This window comes from Pseudomonas sp. KBS0707 (genome assembly GCF_005937945.2).
GTDB classification, from domain to species: domain Bacteria; phylum Pseudomonadota; class Gammaproteobacteria; order Pseudomonadales; family Pseudomonadaceae; genus Aquipseudomonas; species Aquipseudomonas amygdali.
Genome location: NZ_CP041754.1, coordinates 2922492 through 2934770 on the forward strand (window position 1 = coordinate 2922492; position 12279 = coordinate 2934770).

At 57.4% G+C, this 12279-nt stretch carries 10 protein-coding genes and 1 pseudogene; 3 read left to right on the forward strand and 8 right to left on the reverse strand.

Annotated features, from left to right (window positions below; translation table 11 throughout):
- Window positions 1-12: 12 nt before the first annotated feature.
- Window positions 13-2043: a response regulator gene (locus tag FFH21_RS13845; protein ID WP_041924549.1), complete on the reverse strand. Its 2031-nt coding sequence runs from the start codon at window positions 2041-2043 to the stop codon at window positions 13-15.
- Complete coding sequence (locus tag FFH21_RS13850) at window positions 2040-3524, reverse strand: ATPase domain-containing protein (protein ID WP_002553646.1); 1485 nt, start codon at window positions 3522-3524, stop codon at window positions 2040-2042. The genes FFH21_RS13845 and FFH21_RS13850 overlap by 4 nt, the downstream gene beginning before the upstream one ends.
- A 220-nt stretch (window positions 3525-3744) precedes the next feature.
- Between FFH21_RS13850 and FFH21_RS13855 the strand changes: the two genes are divergently transcribed.
- Window positions 3745-4557, forward strand: coding sequence for a crotonase/enoyl-CoA hydratase family protein (locus FFH21_RS13855; RefSeq protein WP_002553647.1), 813 nt, complete (start codon window positions 3745-3747; stop codon window positions 4555-4557).
- A gap of 39 nt (window positions 4558-4596) precedes the next feature.
- On the forward strand, window positions 4597-5433 hold the full coding sequence (gene nudC / locus FFH21_RS13860; protein WP_004658101.1) for an NAD(+) diphosphatase: 837 nt from the start codon (window positions 4597-4599) through the stop codon (window positions 5431-5433).
- Here the strand turns inward: nudC and FFH21_RS13865 are convergent.
- The 6 genes and pseudogenes from FFH21_RS13865 to FFH21_RS13890 all read right to left on the reverse strand — a co-directional run bounded on the left by FFH21_RS13865 (window position 5401) and on the right by FFH21_RS13890 (window position 10672).
- Window positions 5401-6180, reverse strand: a complete 780-nt coding sequence (locus FFH21_RS13865; RefSeq protein ID WP_011168679.1) for a TSUP family transporter — start codon at window positions 6178-6180, stop codon at window positions 5401-5403. The genes nudC and FFH21_RS13865 overlap by 33 nt on opposite strands.
- 92 nt (window positions 6181-6272) lie before the next feature.
- Window positions 6273-7410 (reverse strand): annotated as a pseudogene (locus FFH21_RS13870) (Gfo/Idh/MocA family protein).
- A gap of 102 nt (window positions 7411-7512) precedes the next feature.
- Complete coding sequence (locus tag FFH21_RS13875) at window positions 7513-8280, reverse strand: SDR family oxidoreductase (protein ID WP_005743582.1); 768 nt, start codon at window positions 8278-8280, stop codon at window positions 7513-7515.
- A 27-nt stretch (window positions 8281-8307) separates the two neighbouring features.
- Window positions 8308-9375 (reverse strand): phosphotransferase family protein, encoded by a 1068-nt coding sequence (locus tag FFH21_RS13880; protein WP_004665055.1) that lies wholly within the window; start codon window positions 9373-9375, stop codon window positions 8308-8310.
- 213 nt (window positions 9376-9588) lie between these two features.
- Window positions 9589-9906, reverse strand: coding sequence for an SCP2 sterol-binding domain-containing protein (locus tag FFH21_RS13885; RefSeq protein ID WP_002553652.1), 318 nt, complete (start codon window positions 9904-9906; stop codon window positions 9589-9591).
- Window positions 9907-9961: 55 nt separating this feature from the next.
- Window positions 9962-10672, reverse strand: a complete 711-nt coding sequence (locus tag FFH21_RS13890) for a histidine phosphatase family protein (RefSeq protein WP_004658096.1) — start codon at window positions 10670-10672, stop codon at window positions 9962-9964.
- 205 nt (window positions 10673-10877) lie between these two features.
- On the opposite strand from FFH21_RS13890, the gene sohB reads away from it, so the two are divergent.
- Window positions 10878-11900 carry a protease SohB gene (gene sohB, locus FFH21_RS13900; RefSeq protein ID WP_004667577.1) on the forward strand — a complete coding sequence of 341 codons (1023 nt, stop codon included), beginning with the start codon at window positions 10878-10880 and terminating at the stop codon, window positions 11898-11900.
- Window positions 11901-12279: the final 379 nt, after the last annotated feature.

A 12279-nucleotide genomic window follows, 5' to 3' on the forward strand; every position in this document is an offset into this window, starting at 1 on the left:
CCTGAGCGTTTCTCAGGCTTCTATCATTTCCCGCACTTTCGAGGTCAGTTGATCGAACGCAAAGGGTTTGGTGATCAGTTGCATACCGGTGTCCAGAAAACCTCCGCGAACCGCGGCATGTTCTGCATAACCTGTGATGAACAACACTTTGAGTCCCGGTCGCAGCTGCCTTGCGATTTCTGCAAGCTGCCGGCCATTCATGCCCGGCAGCCCTACGTCGCTGATCAGAAGATCAATACGCTGGCCTGATTCCAGTATCGGCACGGCATCCAGTGCTTCGCCGGCCTCGATGAAGGTGTAACCCAATTCGCTGAGTACCTCACTGACCAGCGTCCGAACGGCCGGGTCGTCTTCGACAATCAGCACGGTTTCGCCATTTTCGGCGTAAACGGCATTGCTCTGGAAACTCTGCTCGGCTTCATCTGCAAGCCCCTTAAAGCGCGGCAGGAACAGCTGTACGGTAGTGCCTCGGCCTACTTCACTCTTGATTGAAACATGACCATGCGACTGTTTGCTGAAACCATAGATCATTGAAAGACCTAAGCCGGTGCCCTGGCCGATAGGCTTTGTGGTAAAGAACGGGTCAAACGCACGGCTGATCACTGTTTCCGGCATGCCGCAGCCATTGTCACTGACGCTCAGCACCACGTAATCACCGGGCAGCAGGTTCTCATGGGCATTGGTAAACGATCTGTCCAGCTGCTGATTGAAGGTTTCGACCACCAGCGTGCCGCCGTCGGGCATTGCATCTCGGGCATTGAGCACCAGGTTGAGCAGGGCGCTCTCCAGCTGGTTAGGGTCCGCTTCTGCAGTCCACAGATCGCTGGCCATGCGCAATTGCAAATGAATGCTCTCGTTGACACTGCGCTGCAACAGTTCGTCCATGGCATTGACCAGATGGTTCATCTCCACCGGCTTTGAGTCCAGTGACTGGCGCCGCGAGAATGCCAGCAAGCGATGGGTAAGTGCTGCGGCGCGATTCGCCGAGGTCACACCCAGGTCGATCAGGCTGTTGAGGTCCTCTATATTGCCGCGCGCCAGGCGTCTTCTTATCAATTCCAGGCTGCCGATGATCCCGGTCAGCATGTTGTTGAAGTCATGGGCAATACCGCCGGTCAATTGGCCGACTGCTTCCATTTTCTGTGACTGACGAAGAATGTCTTCCTTGTGGCGCAACTGCGAGGTGCGCTCTTCGACCTGTTGCTCCAATGTTTCATTGAGACGCCGCAATTGCGACTCGGCTTGCTTGCGTTCGGTGATGTCAGAGGTCACGCCTGCCAGAGAACTGACCAGACCGTTCTTGCCGCAAATGGCGCGGGCGCGCACATCCACCCAACTGAGTGAGCCATCCGGCCAGACGTTGCGGTATTCGATGATCAGATCAACACCGGTGTCCAGGCTGCGCTGAAGCGCCGACTGCATTCTGGGCTGATCTTCGAAATACACAGCGGCGAGCCAGTCGTCGTAATTGAACGTGTCCTGTTCGTTGCGGCCATAGTGACTTTTAGTAATATCCGAGCAAGTCAGCTTGAGGTATTCCGCTTCCAGCAACCAGGAGCCCAGCCTGCCGGCCTTGAGCGCATTCTGCAGACGGCCTTCACTTTCGTGCAGGTCCTCCATGCGCGCCCGTGCTTCATACTGACGTCTGCGCCCGCGCACGGCCGTGACGACCAGGCTGACCAGAGTCGCAGGATGGAAGGGGCGCTCGAGAAAGGTCACATTGCCCAGTAGATTACCCATCCGTGCAGACGGATTGTGATCTGGACCGCCATGATGAGTCATCAGGACGATCGGCAGATCCGACCACGCTGGCTGGCGACTGATGAGGTCCAGCAGCGGTTTAATGTCACTATTGCGCAACGCCTCATCGGCGATGATTGCCAGGCCAGCGCCCGAGCTCAACTCTTTGACCAGTTCGAACAAGTCATGGGCCACCGTTGCCAGGTAGCCGGCTTCATCGAGGATCCGCATAGCGATCTGACTGTCTCGACCTCTGGGCGCCAGAATGATTGCGCGCTCCGACAACAGTCCTGGAATACTCACAGGTCGTCATCCTCAAGCAGCGGTTTCTTGTCGCCAAAGTATGACGGCACCCCGCGCAGTACGCCTTGGAAGGCTTCAAGCGGCTTACCGATCTTCAGACCGTTGGCACTGATGCGGTATTCACGAATAGTGGACTCGTGAGTGCCCGTGCGCTTCTTGATGATGGATATCGCGCGACGCACCTGACCCAAAGCTTCGAAATAACGCAACAGAATAACGCTGTCGGCAAGGTAGGTAATGTCGACCGGTGAGCGCATGTCACCGACCAGCCCGTGTTGTGCAACGGTCATGAAGGTCGATGCGCCCTGGCGATTGAGGTAGAGCAGAAGCTCATGCATGTGCAAAACCAGTGCGCTCTCTTCCGGCATTGCCGCCTGATAACCATTGATGCTGTCGATGATCACGGTCTTTATCTGCTTGCGGTCCACTGCGCGCCTTACGCGGTGCGCAAACTCGCCAGGAGAAAGCTCAGCCGCATCGATCTGCTCGACCACCAGATTGCCGGTCTCCTGAAGCGCCCGCAGGTCAATCCCGAGCTTGAGCATGCGTTCGAACAGCAGGCCCATTTCTTCATCGAATATGAACAGCCCCACGCGCTCGCCACGTGCCACTGCCTGTGCCGCGAAAACCAGTGAAATAAGCGATTTACCGGTCCCGGCAGGGCCCAGAATCAGCGTGCTGGAGCCGCTTTCTATGCCGCCGCCCAGCAGGTCGTCCAGTTCTGTGATGCCGCTGCTGACCTGAGTGCGGGCGTAATTGGAGCGGTGTTCGGCCGCTACAAGACGTGGGAATACATGGATGCCGTTCTCGGCGATGGTGAAGTCGTGGAAACCGCCGCGGTATTTCTGGCCGCGGTATTTGACGATCTTCAACCGTCTGCGCTCGGCACCATAGGTGGGTGTCAGCGCTTCAAGACGGATAACCCCGTGGGCCACACTGTGTACGGTTTTATCCAGCGCTTCGGTGGTCAGGTCATCGAGCAGCAATACCGTCGCGTTATAACGCGTGAAGTAATGTTTGATGGCCAGAATCTGGCGTCTGTAGCGCAATGAACTTTGCGCCAGAAGACGAATTTCCGAGAGGCTGTCGATCACCACGCGAGAGGGTTTGACCCGCTCTACCACCTCGAATATCTGCCGCGTCGCTTCGCCCAGCTCCAGATCCGAGGAGTACAGCAGGCTTTGATGATGATCCGCATCAAGCAAGCTTTCAGGCGGCGTCAGCTCGAAAATATTGATCTGCTCGTCAAGCTCCCAGCCGTGTGAGGCAGCACCCGAGCGTAGCTCGCTTTCAGTCTCGGAAAGGGTGATGTACAGCGATATTTCACCCGCTGCTGCGCCTGCCTTCAGGAACTGCAGTGCCACGGTTGTCTTGCCGGTTCCGGGTTCTCCTTCAAGGAGAAAAACATGACTGCGTGAAAGACCACCCGCAAGGATGTCATCCAGACCTTCAATCCCGGTTGCCGCTTTTGACGTATTCAAGTATCGCCCTCTAATAACCCATATAGGTTTTGCTATCACTGATTACTGGACCTCCCGGCATTCTGACCGTTCACACTATTTAACGGTAGCGGGTACAGCGAATATATAAACGCGGCTGGCGGTCGGTCCGGCAAATGTCACTTAAGCCCGGTTACGATGATTGCGTCGCTGTTGTTATAGTCCAGCGCCTGAATACTCAACATGCCCTGAGGATCACATCGTGACCGATTATCAAAGTTTCCGGGTCGAGCTGGCTGACAGCATTGCTCACGTACAGATCAACCGGCCTGAAAAGCTCAACGCAATGAACGAGGCGTTCTGGACTGAAATAATCGGCATATTCGACTGGATTGAGCGCAATGACGAAGTGCGGGCAGTAATACTCAGCGGAGCGGGTAAACATTTTTCGTCGGGCATCGATCTGGCATTGCTGGCTTCTGTTGCCAACCAGATGGGCAAGGATCCAGGCCGTAATGCCCGGCTGTTGAGGCGCAAGATCCGTGATATGCAGGCTTCGTTCACTGCAGTGGCAAATTGCCGAAAGCCGGTTCTGGCTGCTATTCAGGGCTATTGCCTGGGTGGTGCCATAGACCTGATTTCGGCCTGTGACATGCGTTACGCCGCCGCCGACGCCCAGTTTGCCATTCGCGAGATCGACATGGGCATGGCAGCGGATGTAGGGACTCTGCAACGTCTGCCGCGAATCATCGGCGATGGCGTGCTGCGTGAGCTGGCTTATACCGGGCGTACCGTGGGAGCTGAAGAGGCGCAGAGGATCGGGCTGGTCAATCGCACCTTCGATGACCTGGAAGGTCTGTTGCAGGGCGTCTTCGCGGTGGCCCGGGAGATAGCCGGCAAATCACCCATTGCCATCGAAGGCACCAAGCAAATGATCAGCTACATGCGCGATCACCGAGTGGAGGACGGCCTGGAACACGTTGCCATCTGGAACGCAGCCATGCTGCAATCACCTGACCTGAAGCTGGCGATGGTTGCGCAGATGAACAAGCACAAGCCGGTCTTCGATAATTGATTCATGATAGAGCTCGAATCTGAGCAAAGGAGTTTTTCCATGGCGCACCCGGAGCGTTGGACAACTGCAGTTCTGGATGTCGAGGCCGATGGTGGTTTGGCTGTGGTCCAGAGTGATCAGGGGTTTTTGCTGGATACCAATGGGGCAATGTTCCCCAGAGGCTGGCTGGCGGGGCTGGATTTGCCAGTGCAGAGCGAGCACGGCATCGGCTATTTTGAGGGTGAGCCTGTCTACCTGCTGGTGCTTGAGCGCTCGGTTGCGGTCGAGGGCTGTTCGTGGCAAGGCTTGCGTCAGTTCATGCTGGAAGGCGATTTTGCGGTCTTCCAGATGCTCGGCTACGCCGCGCAAGTCAGTACGTGGGCCAGAGAACATCGCTTTTGCGGAGCCTGCGGTCGTGCGACGGTGCAGATCCGTGGAGAGCGGGCGATGTTCTGCGAGCACGACAACCTGCGTCTGTACCCGCGTATTTCCCCGAGCATGATCGTGCTGGTCACGCGGGGCGATGAAATACTGCTGGCCCGCTCACCACGGTTTGTCACCGGCATGTACAGCGCGCTGGCAGGGTTCGTAGAGCCGGGCGAGTCTGCCGAAGACTGCGTGCACCGCGAAGTGATGGAAGAAGTGCAGGTGCGCATCAAGAACCTGAAATACATGGGCAGCCAGTGCTGGCCGTTTCCGCACTCGATGATGCTTGGCTTCCATGCCGAATATGATAGCGGCGACATAGTGCCCCAGGCGGAAGAAATCGAGGACGCACGCTGGTTTCATATTGATGACTTGCCGCCGTTACCGGCCAACCGTTCTATCGCCCGCTATCTTATCGAGGCGTATCTGGCCGAACGCTCAGGCGCCCCCGAACCAGTGCTGCCAGGCTAGGCGCACGGTCAGGCCCAATACCACGGTGATGAACACAGGGCGGATGAATTTGGCACCGCCCTTGATTGCAGTGCCTGCGCCGAAGTAGGCACCCAGCATTACCGCAAGGCCCATGCTCAGGGCGATGATGTAGTCCACCTGGCCAGAAAATATGAATACCGAAAGCGCCACGGCATTGCTGACGAAATTCATGCTGCGTGCCACGCCGCTGGCCTTGACCAGATCCACCGGGTAGAGCAGCAGCGTGCTGACCGTCCAGAAGGCGCCGGTACCGGGCCCGGCAACACCGTCATAGAAGCCCAGCCCCAGCCCTTGTGGCAGTTGCCATTTCTTTTTGATCGGAGCATTGCTATCCAGTGGTGCCTTGGGCGTGCCGCCAAACAGCAAGTACAGCCCGCAACCGAACACAATGACCGGCAACATCTGGTTCAGCCATTCGGCTGGCAGGTAATGAGCAATGACCGCGCCGGCTGCGGCACCCACCGCAGTGCCGACCACTGCGTGTATCCACTGTCTGGGGTGAAACAGTTTGCGGCGATAGAACGTAAAACTGGCGGTTGCCGAACCGAACGTCGAACTGAGCTTGTTGGTGCCCAGCACCAGATGCGGTGGCAGACCGGCTGTCATCAGGGCGGGTGTAGTAAGCAGTCCGCCACCACCGGCGATGGCGTCTATAAAGCCCGCGATGAACGCAACGACAGCAAGAATGGCGAGGGTGGTCAGGTCGACGCTGAGTTCAAAAGGCATGGTGGCAAGCGTGCTTATAGGGGCGGCGGGAGGGGGCAGAATGGCTGCCTGAATGTGGCGCATTCTACCCCCTTGCCAAGCGTTGCAGGAAGTCAGATATCGCTGAGCGCGACCCAGCGCTGCTCGGCGGCGGCGAGGCGAATGGCAGTCGCCAGACGCTCGATCTGCCAGGCTTCTTCGAAGTCCGGACCACGGCTGCCCTTGCCGCATACTGCAAGAATGAGTGCCTGTACCTCAAGTGCCTTGAGTTCGTTGTAACCCAGCTGATGGCCCGGTGCCGGGCAGAATGCCGCGTAACCGGGTTGCGCAGGGCCTGCCAGAAGACGTTGAAAACCATCACGCCCAACTGCGCCAGTGCGGTAAATGCGCAGTTCGTTAAGGCGTTCCTGATCGAATGCCAGTGTGCCCTTGGTGCCGCTGATTTCGAAACTCAGGTGGTTTTTGTAGCCGTGTTTCAGCCAACTGCTACTGAAGGTTCCGCGCGCACCATTGGCAAAACGCAGCAGTGCGTGGGTCTGGTCATCCACTGCGATGCTGCGCATTTCCTGGCTTCCGTTACTCGCAGGGCGTTGGCGGTGTACGGTGCTGGAGTCAGCGCAGACCGCTTCTACATCGCCCAGCAAATGGCGAGCCATCGCCAGCAAGTGGCTGCCCAGATCGGCCAGCGCGCCGCCCGCATGCGCCGCTTCGCAACGCCACGACCAAGGGGACGACGGGTTGCCCATGAAGTCCTCGCTGAACTCACCCTGAAAACTGACGATATCGCCCAGTTCGCCATTTCCCTGGCAAGGCCGATCATAGGGTTGTGCTGGTAGTTGTAGCCAACCTGAGTAACAACCCCGGCGGCCTTGGCGCTACGGCGCATGTCGTCGGCCTGGGCGAGGCTCACCGCCAGCGGTTTTTCGCAATACACTGCCTTGCCTGCGGCGATGGCGGCCATGGCCATGGGGAAATGCAGATGATTGGGCGTTGTGATCGCCACGATCTGCACCTGCGGATCACTGATCAGGTGCTGCCAGTCAGCGTGGCTGTGATCGAAGCCCCAGGCGCTAGCGCACTGCTCGGCCCTGACGCTGTCCGCATCCGCCAGGGCGGTCAGTCGAATGCGTGCCGGCAGATCAAGGGCGGCATTGGCATTGCCGAAGGCCAGGGCGTGGCACGGCCCATGAAACCGGTGCCGATCAGCCCGATGCCCAGTTGCGCCAGCGACGTAGAAGGGTTTTCCCGCATGACATTCTCCAGAGAGGATTGTTGTTATGCGGAAAATATATTCCATAAATATAAAATATGGAAAATTAATTCATTTTTCAGCGTGGCATTCAGTTCCAGACATCAGGATAAAAATCCGCCGTCGACATTAAGCGCAACGCCGGTGGTGTAACTGGACGCTGCGCTCGCCAGATACAAGACCGCGCCAGCCATTTCGCTGGGAGCTGCGACGCGTTTCAGCGGAATCTGCGCCAGGGCCATATTGAGAATCGCATCGTTCTTGACCAGCGCCGATGCAAATCGGGTATCTGTGAGGCCGGGCAGCAAAGCGTTGCAGCGAATTCCGAACTCGGCGCATTCTTTGGCGAACACCTTGGTCATGTTGACCACCGCCGCTTTGGTCATTGAATAGACACCTTGATAGGCACCTGGCGACACCGCATTGATGGATGCAACATTGATAATGCTGCCACCGCCGCCTTCGCGCATCAGCTTGCCGGCTTCCACCGACATGAAGAAATAGCCGCGAATGTTAACGTCGATGGTCTTTTGAAACGCGCTGAGGTCGGTGTCCAGCACATTGCAGAACTGCGGGTTGGTGGCTGCGTTGTTGACCAGTATATCCAGGCGCCCGAATTGCTCGCGAATCTGGGCGAAAACGCTGGTTATCTGCTCCATCTCGCCAATATGGCAGGCAATGGCTGTGGCCTTGCCGCCCTCGCTGATGATGGCGTCGGCAACCGCCTGACACCCGTCGAGCTTGCGGCTCGACACAACAACGTGCGCGCCCTGTTGAGCGAGCAGCCTGGCAATGGCTTCACCGATTCCCCGGCTCGCACCTGAAACAAAAGCAACCTTGCCATCAAGGTCGAAAAGCTGGGTTCTGGACATGTCGTTTCCTTGTCTTGGCGTTGGCGGTCAAAGGCTGGATTTGGTGATTACATTCAGGCTCATCTGCTCCAGCAGCCTGTTCATGTCAATGAACCGGGCAAAGCGTTTGTCCTGAGTCTGTCCATGGAAAAAACGGTAGTAAATCTGTTGCACGATACCGGCCAGACGAAACAGGCCGTAGGTGTAGTAGAAGTCGAAATTGTCGATACGGATGCCCGAACGTTCGGCGTAATAGTCGACGAACGCCTGGCGCGTCAGCATGCCGGGGGCATTGCTCGGCTGGCGACGTGTCAACTGAACCGGCAGCGGGTCGTCAGCCTGGACCCAGTAGGCGAGGGTATTGCCCAGGTCCATCAGCGGATCACCGAGCGTGGTCAGTTCCCAGTCCAGCACGCCGATGATGTTCATCGGGTTCTCCGGATCCAGGATCACATTGTCGAAGCGGTAGTCGTTATGCACGATGCTGGAGGTGGGCGAGTCGGTAGGCATTTTGTCTGCCAGCCACGCCTGGACCTGCTCCCATGCCGGAGCATCCGGGGTTCGCGCTTTTTCATAACGCTCCGACCAGCCCGAAATCTGCCGTTGCACGTAACCCTGGGGTTTGCCCAGATCACCCAGGCCGCACGCCTGGTAATCAACGCGGTGCAAGTCCACCAGTTTGTTGATGAAGCTTTTGCACAGGTCTTCAGTCTGTCGTGCATCCAGCGCCAATTCGGGTGGCAGGTCAGAGCGCAGGATGATCCCCTTGACGCGCTGCATCACGTAAAACTCCGAGCCGATCACCGACTCATCCGTACAGTGCAGGTACGCTTGCGGGCAATAGGGGAAGGCATTTCTGAGCTGATTGAGAATGCGGTATTCACGACCCATGTCATTTGCCGATCGCGCCTTGTGTCCGAACGGTGGGCGCCGCAGCACCAACTCGCGCTCTGGGTACTGAATCAGATACGTCAGGTTCGATGCGCCACCGGGGAACTGACTGATCGCCGGGGTGCCATGCAGATCCGCCAGATGCGCCTTCAGGTACGGATCTATCAGGGAGGCGTCCAGTTCTTCGCCGCTGCGGATCCCGGTGGACTGGTCAGTCAGTGCCATACGTATACCTTGTGTTTATTATGGTCAGCTTAAACTATTGACTAATCTAATGATCGTCTGAACCACGAGCAAGCTCGCGGCAGCGTTATAGACTAGCGTGTTGCCGGGCAATCAGCGGCTCTGATTGCTGCCTTATACAGAACGGCACAGACAAAAAAACCGAAGCCGGCGGGGCTTCGGTTTTTTTGGTGCAGCTTGCAAAGCGTCAGGTGTTTACACCGGGAACAGTTCGCTGAGCTTCATGGCCAGCATCATGTCGCCTTCGGCGCGCAGCTTGCCGCCCATGAATGCCTGCATACCATCGGTCTCGCCGCTGACAATGCCCTTGAGGGTTTCGCTGTCCATGACCAGGGTCACGTTGGCGTCCGGGTTTTCGCCTTCCTGCAATTCGCAGGTGCTGTCCTTGACGATCAGGGCGTAGTGCTTGTCTTCGTCGGTAATATGGAAACCGAAGACCAGGTCCAGACCGGCAGCAGCAGCCGGGTTGAACTTGTTCTTCATGGTTTGTACGGCGTCTGCTACTGAGGTCATGTCTTGATCCTTTTGTGGTGAGTACTTGCGTCCGCAAGGACGCGATTGGCCGGGCTCAGCGATAGGTAATGAGCGCCGGCGTCTTCAGCAGTTGCAAGTGTGTGTAACCGTTGAAGGAAGCCAGGGTAACGTCGTTGCCTTTGAATTTGAGCTGATGCAGCGAAGTGTTGACGATATGCCAGTGCAGCTCCAGTGCCTTTGCTGCAGGCATTCCGGTAACGAGGTGGAGCAGGGCAGTAATGGTGCCGCCGGAGGTGAACACGGCAATATGCTCATGCGGACCTGCGTCCTGAAGAATTCTGTCCAGGCCTGCCTTGACGCGGTCTACGAAACCTTGCCAGCTTTGCAGCCCCGGCGTGTCGTGCTCGCCACTCAGCCAGCGTTTGGTAATCAGGTTGAACAACCGATGAAACCCTGCGGGGTTGCCGGCGACGTCACGCAGAATATCCAGTGCTTGCGGTTCATCGACAAGCATCGCCGGTATCAACGCCCTGATCACGCCTTCAGCGTCGAATTCATCGAAGGCGCTGTCGAGCTGTACGGGAGGCGTTTCAATACCTGCTTCTGTGTACTGGCCCAGCACATGCTGTGCCGTGTCTTTCTGGCGCAGGAGCTCACCCGATACACACCGGTCAAAGGTCATGCCCGACTGCGCGAGGTGAGCACCCAGCACTTGTGACTGACGAATGCCCGTGGGCGACAGGACGTCGTAATTGTCTGCACCAAATGAGGCCTGGCCATGTCGTATCAGATAGATGCTGCCCACGTCCGTGTTGTCTCGGTACGTTGAAGGTGGGTCGAGGTTATGAGGGATGCCGGGCGACTGTCAATGAAAAAACATACGCTCGTTTGAAATCATCGTTTTAATGGTTTGTAACGGCTCGATAGCTGGTGCGTCGCACGGGGCGTCGGTATGCTGCATTTATTGCGGCCCTTGATTGGTAAGGGCCTGACGCAAATGAGGGATATTCGTGGATTTCGTTGTCGATTACGCAAGTTTTCTGGCCAAAACCGTGACGCTGGTGATCGCCATCGTGGTGGTGCTGGTTGCCATTGCGTCCATGCGTGGCAAGGGGCGTCGCAAAACGGCCGGGCAACTGCAGGTCACCCGGCTCAATGATTTCTATAAAGGCCTGCGTGAGCGGCTCGAGCAATCCTTGCTCGACAAAGAGCGCCTCAAGACGTTGCGCAAGGAGCAGGGCAAGGCCCTGAAAAAAGAAAAAAAGCAGGCCGAGCCAAAATCCCGTGTCTATGTGCTGGATTTCGACGGTGACATCAAGGCCTCGGCTACTGAAAGCATGCGTCATGAAATTACCGCTCTGCTGACGCTGGCCACCGACAAGGACGAAGTGGTCCTGCGTCTGGAAAGCGGTGGGGGCATGGTGCACAGCTATGGTCTGGCGTCCTCGCAACTGGCACGCATTCGGCAGGCCGGTATTCCACTGACCGTATGCATCGACAAGGTTGCGGCCAGTGGCGGGTACATGATGGCCTGCATCGGCAACAAGATCATCAGCGCACCCTTCGCCATCCTCGGGTCCATCGGCGTCGTGGCGCAGTTGCCGAACGTCAATCGCTTGCTGAAGAAGCACGACATCGATTTTGAAGTGCTGACCGCAGGCGAATACAAACGCACCCTGACGGTGTTTGGCGAAAACACCGAGAAGGGTCGCGAGAAATTCCAGCAGGACCTGGACATCACCCACGACCTGTTCAAGAACTTCGTTTCCAGCTACCGCCCGCAGTTGTCCATCGACGAAGTGGCGACGGGTGAGGTATGGCTAGGCATGGCAGCGGTCGACAAACTGCTGGTCGACGAACTCAAGACCAGCGACGAGTACCTGGCCGAGCGCGCCAAGGATGCAGACGTGTTCCACCTGCACTACGTGCAACGCAAGAGCCTGCAAGAGCGCATGGGTATGGCTGCAGCCACCTCGGCGGATCAACTGGCCACCAAGTGGTGGGGACGTTTGACTCAGCAGCGGTTCTGGTAGGCATTGTTTAGGGGGGTAACGACTTGCGCCAATGCTCCGGTGTGAGCGATAACCTCAACTATCGTGCGGCGCTCTGCGTCGCACATCAAGATCGGACGCAGAGCGTCCAGAGCCGCGTTCACACGCTGGAGCGTGCGGAACGATAATCTCCAACTATCGTGCGACGCTCCGCGTCGTCATGCTGTCTCGTGACGCTCTGCGTCACAATTGGGCTGCCGCGCAACGTCATGCCTTGCCCGTAATCACGGCACATAAACCAAAGCGCTTTTTATCATGATGGCACTGGCGACGCAGAGTGCAACGTTAGTGACAGGGCGAAGGAACCCGACGAAGTCGGGCCGGAAACAGGAGCAAGGAGTTTGCTTACTTTAGTCCCTCA

Bases quoted from the DNA above. Each gene is read 5' to 3' on its own strand.
- nudC (WP_004658101.1), top strand. From the start codon at position 4,597: ATGGCGCACCCGGAGCGTTGGACAACTGCAGTTCTGGATGTCGAGGCC.
- FFH21_RS13865 (WP_011168679.1), bottom strand. From the start codon at position 6,180: ATGCCTTTTGAACTCAGCGTCGACCTGACCACCCTCGCCATTCTTGCT.
- FFH21_RS13875 (WP_005743582.1), bottom strand. From the start codon at position 8,280: ATGTCCAGAACCCAGCTTTTCGACCTTGATGGCAAGGTTGCTTTTGTT.
- FFH21_RS13880 (WP_004665055.1), bottom strand. From the start codon at position 9,375: ATGGCACTGACTGACCAGTCCACCGGGATCCGCAGCGGCGAAGAACTG.
- FFH21_RS13885 (WP_002553652.1), bottom strand. From the start codon at position 9,906: ATGACCTCAGTAGCAGACGCCGTACAAACCATGAAGAACAAGTTCAAC.